The organism is Neobacillus nitrireducens (genome assembly GCF_030915405.1).
Lineage (GTDB): Bacteria > Bacillota > Bacilli > Bacillales > Cytobacillaceae > Neobacillus.
In genome coordinates, this window is the sequence record NZ_CP133262.1 from 3,303,199 (window position 1) to 3,320,389 (window position 17,191).

General features: G+C 41.5%; 15 protein-coding genes. 13 read left to right on the forward strand and 2 right to left on the reverse strand.

Annotated elements, in window-relative coordinates; all coding sequences use genetic code 11:
• Positions 1 to 9 precede the first annotated feature (9 nt).
• The 5 genes from RCG22_RS16005 to RCG22_RS16025 all read left to right on the forward strand — a co-directional run bounded on the left by RCG22_RS16005 (position 10) and on the right by RCG22_RS16025 (position 6,658).
• The gene (locus tag RCG22_RS16005; RefSeq protein ID WP_308103735.1) at positions 10 to 747 is read left to right on the forward strand and encodes a gluconate 2-dehydrogenase subunit 3 family protein; all 738 of its coding nucleotides are present in this window, start codon (positions 10 to 12) and stop codon (positions 745 to 747) included.
• Between the two features lie 18 nt (positions 748 to 765).
• Positions 766 to 2,481, forward strand: a complete 1,716-nt coding sequence (locus RCG22_RS16010) for a GMC family oxidoreductase (protein WP_308103736.1) — start codon at positions 766 to 768, stop codon at positions 2,479 to 2,481.
• A 75-nt stretch (positions 2,482 to 2,556) separates the two neighbouring features.
• The gene (locus tag RCG22_RS16015) at positions 2,557 to 2,907 is read left to right on the forward strand and encodes an ASCH domain-containing protein (RefSeq protein WP_308103737.1); all 351 of its coding nucleotides are present in this window, start codon (positions 2,557 to 2,559) and stop codon (positions 2,905 to 2,907) included.
• A gap of 152 nt (positions 2,908 to 3,059) precedes the next feature.
• On the forward strand, positions 3,060 to 4,790 hold the full coding sequence (locus RCG22_RS16020; RefSeq protein WP_308103738.1) for an ABC transporter ATP-binding protein: 1,731 nt from the start codon (positions 3,060 to 3,062) through the stop codon (positions 4,788 to 4,790).
• Positions 4,790 to 6,658 carry an ABC transporter ATP-binding protein gene (locus tag RCG22_RS16025; protein WP_308103739.1) on the forward strand — a complete coding sequence of 623 codons (1,869 nt, stop codon included), beginning with the start codon at positions 4,790 to 4,792 and terminating at the stop codon, positions 6,656 to 6,658. The genes RCG22_RS16020 and RCG22_RS16025 overlap by 1 nt, the downstream gene beginning before the upstream one ends.
• A 63-nt stretch (positions 6,659 to 6,721) precedes the next feature.
• On the opposite strand, the gene RCG22_RS16030 is transcribed toward RCG22_RS16025, so the two are convergent.
• Positions 6,722 to 6,931, reverse strand: coding sequence for a hypothetical protein (locus RCG22_RS16030; RefSeq protein ID WP_308103740.1), 210 nt, complete (start codon positions 6,929 to 6,931; stop codon positions 6,722 to 6,724).
• Positions 6,932 to 7,073: 142 nt separating this feature from the next.
• On the opposite strand from RCG22_RS16030, the gene RCG22_RS16035 reads away from it, so the two are divergent.
• The 6 genes from RCG22_RS16035 (at position 7,074) to RCG22_RS16060 (ending at position 13,284) form a co-directional block, all read left to right on the forward strand.
• Complete coding sequence (locus RCG22_RS16035; RefSeq protein ID WP_098260255.1) at positions 7,074 to 8,279, forward strand: MFS transporter; 1,206 nt, start codon at positions 7,074 to 7,076, stop codon at positions 8,277 to 8,279.
• Between the two features lie 320 nt (positions 8,280 to 8,599).
• Positions 8,600 to 9,772 (forward strand): ABC transporter substrate-binding protein, encoded by a 1,173-nt coding sequence (locus RCG22_RS16040; RefSeq protein WP_308103741.1) that lies wholly within the window; start codon positions 8,600 to 8,602, stop codon positions 9,770 to 9,772.
• A gap of 182 nt (positions 9,773 to 9,954) precedes the next feature.
• On the forward strand, positions 9,955 to 10,833 hold the full coding sequence (locus RCG22_RS16045; RefSeq protein WP_098260253.1) for a branched-chain amino acid ABC transporter permease: 879 nt from the start codon (positions 9,955 to 9,957) through the stop codon (positions 10,831 to 10,833).
• A 15-nt stretch (positions 10,834 to 10,848) separates the two neighbouring features.
• The gene (locus RCG22_RS16050; RefSeq protein WP_098260252.1) at positions 10,849 to 11,823 is read left to right on the forward strand and encodes a branched-chain amino acid ABC transporter permease; all 975 of its coding nucleotides are present in this window, start codon (positions 10,849 to 10,851) and stop codon (positions 11,821 to 11,823) included.
• Entirely contained in the window at positions 11,798 to 12,577 is a 780-nt protein-coding gene (locus tag RCG22_RS16055) for an ABC transporter ATP-binding protein (protein WP_098260251.1), read from the forward strand. The genes RCG22_RS16050 and RCG22_RS16055 overlap by 26 nt, the downstream gene beginning before the upstream one ends.
• Positions 12,577 to 13,284, forward strand: coding sequence for an ABC transporter ATP-binding protein (locus tag RCG22_RS16060; protein WP_308103743.1), 708 nt, complete (start codon positions 12,577 to 12,579; stop codon positions 13,282 to 13,284). The genes RCG22_RS16055 and RCG22_RS16060 overlap by 1 nt, the downstream gene beginning before the upstream one ends.
• Before the next feature lie 48 nt (positions 13,285 to 13,332).
• On the opposite strand, the gene RCG22_RS16065 is transcribed toward RCG22_RS16060, so the two are convergent.
• Positions 13,333 to 15,141, reverse strand: a complete 1,809-nt coding sequence (locus RCG22_RS16065) for a TIGR04190 family B12-binding domain/radical SAM domain protein (protein ID WP_308103744.1) — start codon at positions 15,139 to 15,141, stop codon at positions 13,333 to 13,335.
• Positions 15,142 to 15,432: 291 nt separating this feature from the next.
• Here RCG22_RS16065 and ybaK point away from each other — a divergent pair, with 291 nt between their 5' ends.
• Together ybaK and RCG22_RS16075 are read left to right on the forward strand one after the other, a co-directional pair.
• Positions 15,433 to 15,909: a Cys-tRNA(Pro) deacylase gene (ybaK, locus tag RCG22_RS16070; protein ID WP_098260248.1), complete on the forward strand. Its 477-nt coding sequence runs from the start codon at positions 15,433 to 15,435 to the stop codon at positions 15,907 to 15,909.
• Between the two features lie 100 nt (positions 15,910 to 16,009).
• Positions 16,010 to 17,113 (forward strand): PRK06851 family protein, encoded by a 1,104-nt coding sequence (locus RCG22_RS16075; RefSeq protein ID WP_308103745.1) that lies wholly within the window; start codon positions 16,010 to 16,012, stop codon positions 17,111 to 17,113.
• The last annotated feature ends 78 nt before the right edge of the window (positions 17,114 to 17,191 follow it).

Consider the following 17,191-nt stretch of genomic DNA (forward strand, 5'->3'; position numbering starts at 1 on the left):
GGTACAAGTATGGCTGAAGAAAATAAAGAAAATCCAGAATCATTATCGAGAAGGAAATTTATTCGTAATACGGGTTTCACTGTTGGCGGGCTGGCTGTTGGAGGGGTATTGGGCAGTCTCCTCCCACGTAAAAAAGAAGAAAAGGTAACACCAGCGACAAAGTCAGAAAACTTTAATCAGGCTTTGATGTATTTTACACCTGAACAGTTTCAGCTGACCGAAGCAGCAACCGAGCGAATTTTTCCAGAGGAAGAGTCTGGGCCAGGTGCAAAGGCTCTCGGGGTCGCTTTTTTTATTGACCATCAACTTGCTGGTGATTGGGGCTTTAATGCGAGGGAGTATATGCAGGCTCCATTTTTCAAAGGGGAAAAAGTTCAAGGCTACCAAGGCAGATTAAGGCGCCGCGATATCTTTGATATTGGCCTAAGGGAACTTCAAAATCACAGTATGACAGTCCATAAGAAAAAATTCACCGAGCTAAAAGAAGAAGAGCAGGATGCCATTCTTCGCGATTTTGAAGAAGATAAGGTGAACTTAACGACCATCTCTCCCAGTGGATTTTTTCAGATGCTAAGGAGTGCTACACTCGAAGGAGCCTACAGTGATCCATTATATGGAGGGAATAGAAATATGGACGGCTGGAAAATGCGAAACTATCCAGGTAGCCAAATGGCTTATACAGACATTATCGATAAAGATTTTAAGAAAATAAATCCACAAAGTTTAAAAAATCATCTAAATCACTAAAAAGGGCAGGTGGAAACGATGGCAAGGAAATTACCGAAAGTGGATGTAGTGATTATTGGAGTCGGCTGGGCAGGAGGAATTATTGCCTCTGAACTGACCAAAAAAGGACTGAAAGTAGTCGGTTTGGAACGAGGCAAGGAAAGAAAAACGGAAGATTACTTTATGGTTCATGATGAACTGCGGTATGCATTGCGCTATGGAATGATGCAAGATCTGTCAAAAGAAACGATTACTTTCCGTGGAAATGAGAGAATCCGTGCACTGCCGATGCGGCAATATGGCTCATTTCTGCTTGGAGATGGATTAGGGGGTTCCGGTGTCCATTGGAATGGTCAAACCTTTCGATTTCTACCATACGATTTTGAAATCTATAGTAAGACTGTGGAAAGGTATGGGAAAAATAAAATTCCTGCTGGGATGACGATTCAAGATTGGGGAATCACCTATGATCAAATCGAGCCCTATTATGATAAATTTGAAAAACTAACGGGGATTTCAGGAGAAAAAAACCCGCTTGCAGGGAAACGTTCAAGTGATTATCCAACGCCGCCGATGAAAAAGTCGCCTCCATTGCAAATGTTCGAGGAGGCCACAAAAAAATTGAAACTCCATCCCTATATGATGCCGTCTGCTAATCTTTCTGAATCCTATACAAATCCAGACGGAATCAAAAGAGCGGCCTGTCAATATTGTGGGTACTGCGAACGCTTTGGCTGTGAATATGGAGCAAAAGCAGATCCTGTGGTAACCGTGATTCCTGTTGCTAATAAAACGGGCAATTTTGAAATCAGAACCCATTCCAATGTGAGAAGAATCTTAAAGAACGGAAATATGGTTACAGGGGTTATGTACACGGATGTAACCACAGGTGAGGATATAGAACAGCCGGCGGATATTGTCGTTCTAACCAGTTATGTTTTCAATAATATTCGCCTCTTACTAATGTCAAATGTGGGCAAACCATATGATCCGCAATCGGGTAAAGGCGTCATTGGGAAAAATTATGCCTATCAAGTGATCAAGGGAAATGCTATCGGCTTTTTCGAGGATAAAGAGTTTAATACGTTTGCGGGTGCCGGTTCACTCGGCATGGTGTTGGATGACTATAATGGAGATAATTTTGACCACTCTCAAGTGGATTTTATCCATGGCGGTATGGTCTCGCTTAGTCAGACAGGCATGAGGCCGATTCAAAATAACCCTGTTCCCGGGGGCAAACCAACTTGGGGGAAGGAGTTCAAGGAAAAATCGGTTAAATATGCAAATCGCTTTCTATCAGTAGGTGCCCAAGGCTCCTCCATGCCTTTTAAACACCATTTTCTCGATCTAGATCCAAGCTATAAAGATGCGTACGGCGACCCATTAATCCGAATTACTTTTGATTTCGAAAAACAAGATCAGCAACTGGCAAAGTTCCTTGCCTCCAAATGTGAAGGCATCCTGAAAGAAATGGGAGCTGATCACATCGATGCGATGAAGGATTTAGGTCCATATGATATCACTACCTATCAATCTACCCACAATACCGGCGGTGTCATTATGGGGAATGATCCATCGACGTCGGCTGTAAATAATTATTTGCAAATGTGGGATGTAGATAATTTGTTCGTGGTGGGTGCATCTGCATTTCCGCATAATTCTGGCTATAATCCGACCGATACCGTGGGTGCCTTGGCTTTTCGCGCAGCGGAAGGAATCATTAAATATCATGATAAAGGCGGACAGGTAAGTTAAAATTGTTTATAAATGGAATAAACCATAGTGATAGTGTTAATATAGATAAATGAATTGTAAAAAGGAGGAGAAAATATGACTACAGGAAATGAAAACAATACCTTACCGGAAAAAACTAGTTCAATTGAACGTTTAGTAACTGTGGAAGAAGATGTAAAGAAGGTACTTGCGGGTGAAAAAACAGCGACACGCCGTAATGGCCGATATGCCGACCCAGGTGAAATCATGACACTAGAAGGCCGTGACTTCGTGGTCGATCGTGTCTATTCCCAGTCATTAGGTGAATTAACGGATGACGATGCACGCCGCGAGGGCTTCGAGTCAGTTGAAGAATACAAGCAATCCATTTTAAGTATTCATCCAGGTATGCCATGGCTGCCGCAAATGCGTGTGTGGGTTCATGAGTTCAGCCCAGTTCAAAAATAAGATAAAACTGTTGACGGTCCATTTTTCGAAATGGGCCATTTTTATGGACAATAATTCGTCTTCTCGAGAAAAAGGTCAATTATTTGTTTAATCCTCATCATAAAATTTATAATATGGCTAGTGAGGGATTTCCGATAAACCGGGGTGAGAAGATGACATTTTTATCAAAATACATAAAGAAATATTGGAAGTCTTTTTGCATTGCTGTTTTTTTTCTTACCATAGAGGCCGTTAGTGACCTGATGCAGCCAACGATTATGGCAAAAATTATCGATGAAGGGGTCGCAAACAAGGATATCCATTATGTTCTGAAAATGGGCGGCTTGATGCTGCTTATTACCGCATGCGGGGCGATAGCTGCTTCCACGAGAAGTGTGGTCGCCAGTATTGTTTCTCAAAGCTTTGGGACGGAGTTAAGGTCTGACTTATTTAAAAAGATCCAAACGCTCTCTTTTAAAAATATCGATAAATTTGACCGCGCCTCCCTTGTGACCAGGCTGACGAATGATGTCACCCAAGTGCAAGTGTTTGTGAATGGCTTAATGCGGATCTTCGTCAAAGCTCCGCTGTTGGCACTGGGCGGTTTAATTATGGCGATGCGCTTAAATTTACAGCTCTCGGTGGTTCTGGCGGTTGTGGTCCCGATTGTCGCCCTGTTAATTATCTTTAACTTGCGACTTGGCTTTCCCCGCTTTTCTCGTGTCCAAAAGGCATTGGACCGCGTGAACAGTGTGATGCGGGAGTATTTATCAGGTGTCCGGGTGGTTAAGGCGTTTAATCGCTTTGATGCCGAGATTGGCAAGTTTTCAATCGTGAATAATGATTATAAAAATCAATCCATTTCCGCCAATCGCTTAATGGCAACCTTTAGTCCTGTAATAATGCTGACCGTCAACCTTGGGATTGTGGTCGTTCTTTGGATTGGCGGCTATGGAGTGAATAGCGGTTCTATTCAGGTGGGGCATATCATTGCTTTTATCAACTATATGACACAAATTTTATTTTCACTGATGATGATCTCAATGGTCTTTAATATGTTTGTCAGGGCAAAGTCCTCGGCCGGAAGAATTGATGAAGTATTTTTACAAGAGGATTCCCTTTCTTCTGATGAGAATCAGAAAGTAAATTTCATTGAAGAAGGCAGAATCGACTTTGAAAACGTCTCGTTTACTTATGAACAAGCAACAGGTGAGCCCATCTTAAAAAATATTAATCTAACAATTCTGCCAGGTGAAACAGTTGGAATTATCGGTTCGACGGGGTCGGGAAAAAGCACGCTTGTCGGACTAATCCCCCGCTTCTATGAAACGGTGGGCGGTACGATTAAAGTAGATGGAATCGATAGTAAACAGGTTAGTCCGAAAAAATTACGAGAGAAAATTGCGATGGTACCGCAAAAGAATATTTTATTCACAGGAACGATCGAGGAAAATATCCGCTGGGGTATGGAAGATGCCTCGGATGCGGAAGTGATTTCTGCTGCAACGATTGCGGGGGCGCATGATTTTATCATGGCCTCACCAGAGGGCTATCAAACAAGAATTGGTCAGGGCGGCGTTAATTTTTCCGGCGGGCAAAAGCAGCGGATTTCGATTGCCAGGGCCTTGGTGAAAAAACCGGAAATATTAATTTTAGATGATAGTACAAGTGCCGTTGACGTTGCCACTGAGGCGAGAATCAAAGAAGGTTTGAAGACCTATGCCAAGGGGCTGACTTGTTTATTGATTGCACAGCGGATCACGTCAATCATCGATGCTGATAAAATCGTTGTCCTCGACCGCGGTGAGCTTGTTGGAGTGGGAACACATCAGAATTTGTTGAAGGAATGCCGTATTTATCAGGAAATCTACCAATCTCAGGTCGGCAAGGAGGTACAGGATTAATGTCAAAGGGAAATGTACAGACCCAAAGCACTCCTCCTACTCCGCCCCCCATGCGCCCAGGCGGCTTTGGCGGTGCGCACCGCCGCGGACCCGGGCCAGTGGTAAAGCCAAAGAATTTTAAAGGAACCCTTAAAAGGCTTTGGCAATACTTCGGTAAGGAACGAAAAATGCTCGCAATTATTTTTATCTTTATTGTGTTGGACTCAAGTCTGATGCTCCTTGCCCCCTTCCTGATTGGGAAAGCGATTGATGCGATGCGCGTGAATGGTGGAACGGTAGATTTTGGCTTTCTGGAGGTCATGATTGTCATTTTGGTGGCTGCCTATGTGATCGATAGTCTGCTTACTTTTTTACAAGGCTGGCTGATGGCGGGTGTATCCCAGCGAATCGTCAAAAGCTTACGAGATGCCCTTTTTAAAAAATTGCAAAAGCTGCCGGTCTCCTTTTTCGATTCACTGTCACACGGTGAATTAATGAGCCGGTTATCTAACGATGTTGATAACGTTAGTAATACCATCTCGCAGTCGACCACGCAATTAATGTCAGGGGTGGTCATCCTTTCCGGATCGTTAATTATGATGTTATGGTTAAGCCCTTTGTTGACACTTGCCAGCTTAATCACGGTACCGCTCGTCTTTATATTAACAAAGACCATCGCAAAGCAGACGAGTGTTCTATTTAAAAATCAGCAAGTAGAGCTTGGAAAATTAAATGGACATATTGAGGAAACCATTTCTGGAATTGAGATTGTTAAGGCCTTTAATCATGAGGAAAAGGTCATTGAAGAGTTTGATGTAGTCAATACGAGACTGCGTGAGGTCGGCCTTAAGGCGCAAATCTGGTCTGGCTTTTTGATGCCCATCATGAACGTAATCAATAACCTGGGCTTTGCGGTCGTCGCAGTTGTGGGCGGAATCCTTGCGGTGAAAAGCATCATCACCGTGGGGGCCATCGCCAGCTTCATTACCTACTCCAGGCAATTTGTTAGGCCGCTTAACGATTTGGCCAATATCTTCAACATTCTTCAATCCGGTGTTGCCGGGGCAGAGCGTGTCTTTGAAATCATCGATGAAGAAGAGGAACCACTTGACTCACCTCAAGCAATTTCCTTGGAAAAACCAAGAGGACATGTCGCTTTTGAAAATGTCAGTTTTGGTTATCGGCCCGATGTACCCATTCTAAAAAATGTCAGCTTTGAGGCAGATATCGGCAGCAGTACCGCCCTCGTTGGTCCCACCGGCGCGGGGAAAACAACGATTGTGAACCTATTGACAAGATTCTACGACGTGACAGGCGGAAGAATTCTCTTGGATGGTCATGATATTCGAGAATATACAAGAGACAGTTTGCGAAAATGTTTTGGATTTGTTCTCCAGGATACGTATTTATTCTCTGGGACGATTAAGGAGAATATCAAGTATGGAAATGCGGCGGCATCAGACGATGAGGTGGAACGTGCGGCGAGGATGGCCAATGCCGATACCTTTATCAAGCGGCTGCCAAACCAGTATGAGACGGTTCTATCTGAAAATGGCGGCAACCTAAGTCAAGGTCAGCGGCAGCTCCTGGCAATTGCGAGGGTAATCTTAGCTAAGCCCTCTCTCCTCATCTTGGATGAAGCGACAAGCAGCATTGACACGAGGACAGAGCTTCATATTCAAGCAGCCTTGCTCACGTTAATGGAGAATCGGACCAGCTTTATTATTGCCCACCGCCTCAATACCATCCGTGATGCGGACACTATCATGGTGATTGATCACGGGGAAATTATCGAAAGTAGCAGCCACGAGACATTAATGAGCCTGCAGGGCAAATATTATAGTATGTTTTTTAATCAGTTCAAAAACGTCGAAGCCAGTTTGGATTGAGGATAGGAAGAGAGACTGGGGATCCAGTCTCTCTTTTTATACTCCAGGTTAATGTGTTTTTTTTCATTTACCGAGGATGCCCAAATTTAACGGATGACGGTTAATGTAGATGCCTTTCATTAACCGCGAAGGCACAAATATATAGTTGACGGTAAATGCAACCCCCATCCATTTACCATCGAGGCTTGATTTTACAGTTAACGGGAAATGTAATTGAATAACCACTGCAAATGTCCGTGCGATCCGATTATTCCTATCAAATAACGCTACCATCTACCAGAATAAATTAAATTATTAATGACAACTGTAAAGACACTTGTTAGAATACTTATGGGATAATAGATTATTCTTGTACCTAAACGAAAGAAAATTAGGGAATAATGTATGAAAATAGTAACAACATAGGGGGATTTACATGAATAGCAAAAAGGAAATTTCAAGCCGGAAACTGCTTGGTATCGCCGGAATGGGCTGGATGTTTGATGCCTTGGATGTCGGCATGCTCTCCTTCATCATCGCCGCCTTAAAGGTAGAATGGGACCTGACTCCTGGACAGATGGGCTGGATTGGGAGTATCAATTCGATTGGGATGGCCGTCGGTGCACTTATCTTTGGCTTAATGGCAGATAAAATAGGCCGCAAACATGTATTTATCATCACATTACTCTTATTTTCGATTGGGAGCGGTCTTTCCGCGATGACAACCACATTAACCGCCTTTTTAGTGCTGCGATTCTTCATTGGGGCAGGCCTTGGAGGGGAACTGCCTGTTGCCTCAACGCTCGTATCAGAAAGTGTCCCTGCTGAAAAGCGCGGCAGGATCGTTGTTCTGCTGGAAAGCTTTTGGGCGGGCGGCTGGTTAGTGGCAGCTATTATATCGTATTTCATTATTCCAAAATTCGGATGGCAAATAGCATTAATTATCAGTGCGGTACCTGCTTTGTATGCCCTATACTTACGCATAGGGCTTCCGGATTCACCTCGTTTCACGGCAGTTAAGAAAAAGGAGAAGATTTCCGTCCTCCAAAGCATAAAGAATCTATTTGCTAAGAATTATCGGCGTCAAACGACAATGCTTTGGATTTTATGGTTTTGTGTTGTTTTCTCTTATTATGGAATGTTTCTATGGCTGCCAAGTGTGATGATTATGAAAGGGTTCAGCTTAATTAAAAGCTTTGAATATGTGCTCATCATGACGCTGGCACAGCTGCCAGGCTATTTTACAGCTGCCTGGTTTATTGAAAAATTCGGTCGTAAGTTCGTTTTAGTGGTCTATTTAACTGGTACGGCAATAAGTGCTTATTTCTTTGGTGCAGCAGAATCAACAGCTTTGTTGATGGTCTCAGGAATATTATTATCATTTTTTAACCTAGGTGCCTGGGGCGGCCTTTACGCTTATACCCCCGAACAATATCCAACGATTATCCGTGGGACAGGCTCTGGTATGGCAGCAGCGGTTGGAAGGGTTGGCGGCGTGTTAGGACCACTATTAGTTGGTAATCTAGTCGCCCGGCAAGTATCGATTTCAACCATCTTTATGATTTTCTGTATCGCCGTCTTAATTGGAGCATTGACCGTTTTTGTATTGGGAAAAGAAACGAAGAATACAGAATTAGTATAGTAATAACTCAAAGGAGATTCCTAATTTTGGAGTCTCCTTTTTTATATATTCAACATTGAATCATATTTAACCAAAATATTAGAAAAAGGGAATTTATTTTCCTAACGAAATTTAAATCCTTTTCAACTTTACTGGAATAAAGGCTTTTGGGGGATTAAAATTCGTATTTTTGCTATATTGCAAATTATCTTAAAATAATTTATAATATCACTAGACGAACCCCCAAATATTTTGTACAATGTTTTCAGAATATTATCTTTTTTTAAAACAGTTAGACAAAGGCGTTTGGGAAAATTTTTTTAAAAAACAGGGGGTAAATCATGAGGAAAAAGAAATTAGCTGGTATCTTTATGTCGTTTATGGTTGCAGCGGGGGTGTTGGCAGGATGTAATTCAAGTGCTAGTGGTGATGGGGAAAAAGGCGGCAAGATTAAAATTGGTGCGAACCTCGAACTATCTGGCGGAGTAGCCTCTTATGGTCAATCAGCAAAAGAGGGTATTGAATTAGCCATCGAAGAAATCAACAAAAAAGGGATTAATGGCAAAAAATTAGAATTAGTGACGGTTGATAATAAGTCTGATGCAGCAGAAGCTACAAGTGGTGCCCTTAAACTTGCTACACAAGATAAGGTAGTCGCAATGATTGGTGCTGCAACAAGTACAAACACCTTAGCACAAGTACAGATTGCCCAAGATAACAAAATTCCATTAATTACACCAACGGCAACAAACGCGACAATCACGAATAAAGATGGAAAGCTAAATGATTATGTTTTCCGTACCTGTTTTATTGACCCATTCCAAGGGACTGTTGCAGCAAACTTTGCAACCAATGATTTAAAGGTGAAGAGTGCAGCTGTTCTAATTGATAGCTCAAGCGACTACTCTAAAGGCCTTGCATCTTCGTTTAAAAAGAATTTTGAGGCCAATGGTGGAAAAATTGTTAAGGAAGAAGCATATGTGGCAAAAGATACAGATTTCCGTGCAACCTTAACAAATATAAAAGCAGCAAATCCGGAATATATATTCGTTCCCGGTTTCTATGAAGAGGTTGGTTTAATTGTTAAACAAGCTCGTGAACTTGGCTTAAATGTACCAATCATGGGTGGTGACGGTTGGGACTCTCCTAATCTAGTAAAAATTGCAGGTAAAGATACACTTAATAACACATTTATTACTAACCACTATTCATCTGGTGACAGTGATAAGAAGGTTCAAGACTTTGTTACAGCGTTCAAGGCAAAATACGATGGTAAATCTCCAGATGCCTTTACAGCTTTAGGTTATGACACAGTTTACTTCCTTGCCGATGCGATTAAACGTGCTGGAAGTGGCGATTCTGAAAAAATCCGCAAAGCGCTTGAAGAAACAGATGGATTACAGCTTGTTTCTGGAAATGTGAAGCTTGATAAAAACCATGATCCAATTAAAGCCGCTGTTATCCTTGAGTACAAAAATGGTGAACAACAATTTAAAACTAAGATCAATCCTTAATGAAAAGCAGAAGCGCCTAAGCGCGTAGCTTGACAAATTTTTATAGTTTGCCAGAGGGATAGGGAGCGAGACGTCTCCCTATTCTACTTTATTAAAGAAATGCAAGTTTCCCAACATGCAAAGATTGTTTAATTGTATTTAAAAAAAGATACGTGAAGTCGGTCCAAAGGAGTGTATAACAGATGGAAGTAATACAGCAGCTTGTCAACGGAATATCCTTGGGGAGTATTTATGCACTAATCGCCCTAGGGTACACAATGGTATACGGTATTGTAAAATTGATTAACTTTGCTCATGGAGATGTCTTCATGGTCGGTGCCTTTATAGGTTTTTATTCCATTACGATTCTTGATTTAGGGTTTTTCCCATCTTTACTTATTTCGATGGTTGCTTGCGCCATTTTTGGTGTATTAATCGAGAGGATTGCCTACAAACCGCTTAGAAATGCGACTAGAATTGCCGCTCTAATTACGGCAATCGGAGTTTCACTATTCATCGAATATGGAACCATTTATGCACGTGGTGCCCAACCGGAAGCTTATCCGGATGGAGTTGTTTCACTGAAGAGCTTAGAGATTTTTGGAGTGAAAATTAGCGGTCAGTCCATTCTTATTTTAGGAACATCTTTATTCTTAATGATCTTATTACAATTTATCGTTCATAAAACAAAAATTGGTAAAGCCATGCGGGCTGTATCACACGATATGGATGCTGCTAGATTAATGGGGATTAATGTGAATAACACGATCTCAGCAACCTTTGCCATTGGCTCTGCCCTTGCTGGAGCAGCTGGTGTGATCTTTGGTGTCTACTACACAAAAATTGAGCCATTAATGGGAATTATCCCAGGGCTTAAAGCGTTTGTTGCCGCTGTTTTAGGCGGTATCGGAATTATTCCTGGTGCGATGGCCGGCGGTTTAGTATTAGGCGTAATCGAGTCGCTTGTCAGTGCAGCAGGCTATTCTCTCTGGCGCGACGGTGTAGCATTTGTCGTCCTAATCTTAATCTTAATCTTCCGTCCAGCAGGATTATTTGGTAAAAATATCAGGGAAAAGGTTTAAGGGGGTCTTTTAGCGATGAATATATTTAAACAAGCAAAGTTTTTCTGGACCTCGATTGTTTCAGCCATTGTTTTTTCGGTTATTATGCAATTTTTAATCACTGGTGGCACATTGAACCAGTTTTATGTAAACACATTATTTTTTATCGGTATTAATATTATCTTAGCTACAAGTCTCCATTTGATTATCGGGATTACAGGACAATTTTCAATTGGACATGCAGGGTTCCTTGCAGTTGGCGCTTACGCCTCAGCGATTATGACCATGAAACTGGGCTTGCCATTTCCAGTTGCAATCCTTGTTGGCGGTTTGGCAGCAGCAGTGGCCGGGCTGATTATTGGGATTCCTACCCTAAGACTAAAAGGAGATTATCTTGCCATCGCGACACTTGGTTTTGGAGAGATTGTGAGAATCGTCTTTTTAAATATTGACTATGTCGGCGGTGCAAGCGGGATGACAGTCTCCCATTTAACAACATGGCCATGGCTGGTTGCTTGTGTAGTGCTAACGATCATTGTTATTGTGAACTTTACTAACTCAACACACGGACGAGCATGTATTTCAATCAGAGAAAATGAAATAGCTGCAGATGCGATGGGAATTAATACAACCTTTTATAAAGTTACAGCTTTCGCGATTGGTGCCTTTTTTGCGGGAATCGCCGGTGCCTTGTACGCGCATAACTTTTATATCATCCAACCTACAAACTTTGGCTTTTTAAAGTCATTTGATATTTTAATCTTTGTTGTACTAGGCGGGTTAGGAAGTATGTCAGGAGCAGTTATTGCGGCCATCCTGTTAACCATTATTTCAACTTACCTTTCCAGCTATCCAGAAGTACGAATGGTTATTTACAGCCTTGTCCTAATCGCGATGATGCTTTTCCGTCCGCAAGGGCTGCTCGGTACAAGAGAAATCACCTCATTCTTTAAAGCTGGTAAAACTGCTAAAGGAGGAGTACAGCATGACAACAAGAAAACAGTTGCTTAAAGTAGAAAATGCCGGAATTCGTTTTGGCGGATTAAAGGCTGTATCAGATGTAAACTTGGAATTAAAACAAGGTGAACTTGTCGGTTTAATAGGCCCGAATGGTGCAGGTAAAACGACATTCTTTAACTTGTTAACAGGTGTTTATGTTCCGACCGAAGGAAGTATTTCGTTAGATGGCGAAAGACTAAACGGACAAGCACCTTATAAAATCACAAAAAAAGGTATTAGCCGGACATTTCAAAATATTCGTTTGTTTAGTGAACTTTCTGTTCTCGATAATGTAAAGGTAGCCTACCATTCGCTAGCCAAGCATTCCATGTTGAGCTCCATTCTTCGCCTCCCCTCTCACTTTTCAGGTGAGAAAGAAATGGAGGAAAAGGCAATTGAATTCTTAAAAATCTTCAACCTGGAAAAGTTTATGCATGAAAAGGCGAAGAACTTACCATATGGTCAGCAGCGTCGTCTTGAAATTGCCAGGGCCTTGGCTGCAAATCCAAAATTATTGCTACTCGATGAACCGGCTGCTGGGATGAACCCACAGGAAACAGAAGAACTAATGAATTTAATTGCGTTAATCCGCGAGCGATTTTCATTAACGATCCTTTTAATTGAACATGACATGCTGCTGGTTATGGGTGTGTGTGAGCGAATCTATGTCCTTGACCATGGGCAATTAATTGCAGATGGCACTCCAGAAGAAATCAGAAATAATCCAAAAGTCATCGAAGCTTATCTTGGGGAGGAGGTCTCCTAATGCTAAAAGTTAATGATATAAATGTATATTACGGAAATATCCACGCACTAAAGGGCGTTTCCCTCGAGATCCATCAAGGGGAAATTGTCACACTGATTGGCGCCAATGGTGCGGGGAAAAGTACGCTCCTACAAACGATTTCTGGATTACTAAAGCCAAAAAATGGTGAAGTTGTCTTTGATAATGAACACGTGGCTGGCAAGGTTCCTCAATTAATTGTTAAAAGAGGTATTTCGCAAGTACCGGAAGGACGCCGTGTCTTTTCAAATATGTCCGTTGAGGAAAATCTTGAATTAGGTGCATACCTTCGTAAAGATAAAAAAGGCATTCAAGAAGATTTTGAAAAGGTCTTTCAGCTCTTCCCTCGCCTCTTGGAGCGCCGTAAGCAGCTATCTGGTACTCTTTCAGGTGGAGAGCAGCAAATGCTTGCCATGGGCCGGGCATTAATGGCTAGGCCGCGTCTATTACTTTTAGACGAACCGTCCATGGGTCTTGCTCCATTGTTAGTAAAAACAATCTTCAAGATTATTGAAGAAATCAATAAAACAGGCACAACGATTCTATTAGTTGAGCAAAATGCGAATATGGCGCTTTCGATTGCCGACCGTGCCTATGTTATTGAAACGGGTAAAATTGTTGCCTCAGGCACAGCTGAAGAACTAAATCAAAGCGACCAAATAAGAAATGCCTATCTTGGCGGGCACTAAACCGCCTGAAAAAGGAGATGAGGGGAATCCCTTCATCTCCTTTTATGATTAAATTTTCATTTTTCTCTGTTCAGGGTCAAGCTGGAATTGCTGGCGGCGCTTTGGTTGTAATAGATGTCTAATCTTGTTTTCATAATCCTCATAGAGCTGTTCGAGGCCGACTAATGTAAGTGAAAAGAAGTTCGCGTAATTTTTGGGTGCTTCCCACTTCAACTCGTTCTTTCCACAAATGCTATATTTATTTAACTCCTCAATCTCCTCACGAATTTTAGCTAATTCAATAGGCTGCTGCTCTTCAGACAGGGAGAGAACATAATCAATTTTTTCAATAAAATCAATTGATTTCTCGATTTTCCACTTAATTTCTAGATAGCCATCCTCATCAATCAGACCGTATTTTAATTTGAAATCATTTAGTAGTTGAGCTGATTCGTAGGTTGAGTTAACAATGTCATCACGTGTCATATCTTTTGTTTCATAGCTTAGCATATGCTTCCATGAAGGCTGGCAAATCGCCTTGCGATGATCTTCGAGTGTATGGCAGAACTTTTTATAGCCGTGCAGTTCGGGATTTTCAAACGCAGGGCTTGCAGGATCAAGGAATGGTGCAAGTGGTGCAACAAAGTAGAAGATTCGTTTATCTTGTTTGCAGGCAAGATGAATCTTTTCACAGAAATCGATGTTTTCTAAGGCACTGTTATAGGTCTGTCCGGGAATCCCAACCATGAAGAATAAATCAATTTTTTTACAGCCATGCTTTAGAGCAAAATTAAGTGTATCGATGACTTTTGGGTTGGTACAATTAAATTTCCCGTTATAGCGTCTGATTTTTTCATCATGTGTTTCAAGGGTGATTTCAATGCTGTAATTTGGGACACTATCATTCATTTGTTTAAAGAACTCTTCGTCTGCATACTGGAATAATTCAAAAACAATCTCATTTTTCAGATGAAGTTCCTTCAACCGGCTAAAAAATTCCTTCACGTATTCCCGTCCACCTTGGCGCAGGTCATGTAGAATAAAAATCGGTGCCCGGCTAAAGCGCGAAATGAATTTAATGTCCTCAATCAGTTTTTCGGGTGACCTTAAGGCAAGCGAGCTCCGGTTACAGTTTTGATCATATGCATCCTTGGAACCACCGCAGATGAGACAGTTTTGTGAGCAGCCTCGCGCTGTTAGTAAGGCTGTATTCGGATATTGAAGCCAGCCATTATACGGAAGCGGATCAAGGAAGTTCCGGTATTTAAAAACAGAGCGGATCGCATAGCGATAACCAGGTACATCAAGATCATCTAAATCCTTTGGAACGTAGGTAAGCGGATTATAGCCAATGTCGCTCCCCTTCTTCCAAGTTAAATTGGGAATGTCAGCATAGTGGGTATTCCCTTGTTCAATTTTATTCATTAAAAGAAGCATAAGCTTCTCGGTTGAATCGCCGCGCATAATAAAGTCAATGCATGGATATTCAATGAGCTCTTTATGATAATAGGTGGATGATAGTCCGCCGAAAATGACTGGTGTATCGGGATGTAGTTTTTTGACGATTTTTGCTAACTCAATACTGCCGTGTGCATGTGGCAGCCAATGAAGATCGATCCCGAACGCCTTGGTGTTAATTTTCCTTAACTTCGCTTCGACATCAAATTTGTCACTCATCAGCATCCGATTGGCGATATTAATAATTTTTACCCGAAGACCGTACCTTTCTAGATATTCTGCAATACTGGTGATTCCAATTGGGTACATTTCAAACACAGGTGATGAAGGAACTACATCACTAATGGGACCGGCAAGCAGGGAATTCTTTCTAAAGTCATAAACACTTGGTGCATGTAACAGAACTAAATCGTATTTCATAAATTCCACCTCAAGTAGATTAGTTAGGCCAACAACTTCTTTCTTTTGTATAGGTAAATATATTTTGTTTGTGAGGAATTTCACATAGATAATTTAATTATAGTGAAAATGTAAATAATATCTTTTCTGGGAATGAAAGTAAATTATTATTGTTAAGTTAAGTGTACTATAATAATGGTTTAATAGAGTGACAAACGGGTGACAGATTTTGGGTGATTTTGTGTAATTTCCGTTGATTTAGTATGCTGAATCTGGATCGTAATCTTCAAAGTCAGGGAGGGAATTTGTAAAGTGGCACAGGTTAAAACGAACGCTATGCGCATTTTGGATGCAAAAAAAGTTCACTATGAAATGCTTACTTACGAAAATAAAGATGGAAAAATCGATGGTGTTTCTGTTGCGGAGAAAATCGGCAGGAACCCAAAGGAAGTCTTTAAAACGCTGGTTGCACAAGGCTCAAGTAAGAATGTATTTGTCTTCGTAATTCCCGTTACCGAGGAATTGGATTTGAAAAAGGCAGCCAAAGCAGCCGGTGAAAAGAATATTGAAATGCTTCCGGTGAAGGATATTCAGAAATGGACCGGATATATCCGCGGCGGCTGTTCGCCAATTGGCATGAAAAAGGAATATAAGACGTTTATTGATGAAAGCAGTAAGTCACTCGAATCGATTATTGTAAGCGGCGGAAAAATTGGGGTGCAAATGGTTTTAGACCCAGTTCAATTAACGGATGTTACAAAAGCTGACATTGTCCCGATAATTAAGTAAGATTTTTTCCCTAGGCACTCACCTATGGGCGGCAATCGCATAAGATAGGGTGAAATTTAAAATTATCTTTCGAGTGTCACTATAAAAGGGAGTGTTGACAGTGGCAGGGAAAATTAAAAATTACTTTGCAGGCGGTAATACAGCGAGAGGCTTTCATAATTTATATGATACTAATCTGCAAGGACTTGACCGATTATTTATTTTAAAAGGCGGCCCGGGAACCGGGAAGTCCTCACTAATGAAAAAAGTTGGTAATGAGTGGCTGGAAAAGGGTTATGATATTGAATTTTTACATTGTTCTTCCGATAACAATTCTATTGATGGTGTGTTGATTCCAGCGTTAAGGGTGGGCATCGTTGATGGAACTGCTCCGCATGTGATTGAACCGATTGCACCCGGGGCAATCGATGAATATATCAACCTTGGGGAAGCCTGGGATGCCCGTGCACTAGCGATTCATAAAAACACGATCCTCAAGTTATCCAACCAAATTATTAAAGCCTTCCATAAAGCGTATGATACCTATAAAGAAGCGCTGGATATCCACGATGATTGGGAAAAGATTTATATTAACAGCATGGACTTTAAGAAAGCCGATCAATTGACTAATAAATTAATTGATAGCTTTTTTGGTAAAATGAAGCTCAGCAAAAATTCAGATATCCGCCACCGCTTTTTAGGGGCAGCCACACCAAAAGGAGCGGTCGATTTTGTCCCAAATCTAACGGAAGAGATTCCAAAACGCTACTTTATTAAAGGGCGCCCGGGGTCCGGAAAGTCCACGATGCTGAAGAAGCTTGCGGCAGCGGCCGAAGTAAGAGGGGTCGATGTCGAGGTGTATCACTGCGGATTTGACCCGAATAGTCTTGATATGGTTATTTTCAGGGAGCTGGGGATTGCTATCTTTGATAGTACCGCCCCGCACGAATATTTCCCGAGCAGAGATGGCGATGAAATCATTGATATGTATGAATTACTGATTGCTCCAGGAACTGATGAAATTTTTGAGGATATCATTAGTAAAATCTCAACGAATTATAAAAATAAAATGGTTGATGCTACGTCTTATTTGGCGAAGGCAAAGGAACTGCATGATGAATTAGAGGGAATTTATATCGCCGCCATGGATTTTTCAGTCGTTGAACGGATCCAAAGTAAGATTGCTGAGGAGATTAGGGAACTTGCAGCGAGTAAAGTAGAATAACTAAACTTCAGCCTATCATCAAATTTATTAATTAATACTTCACCAAATTAGGCGAAGCGCATACATTAGAGGGAAAAT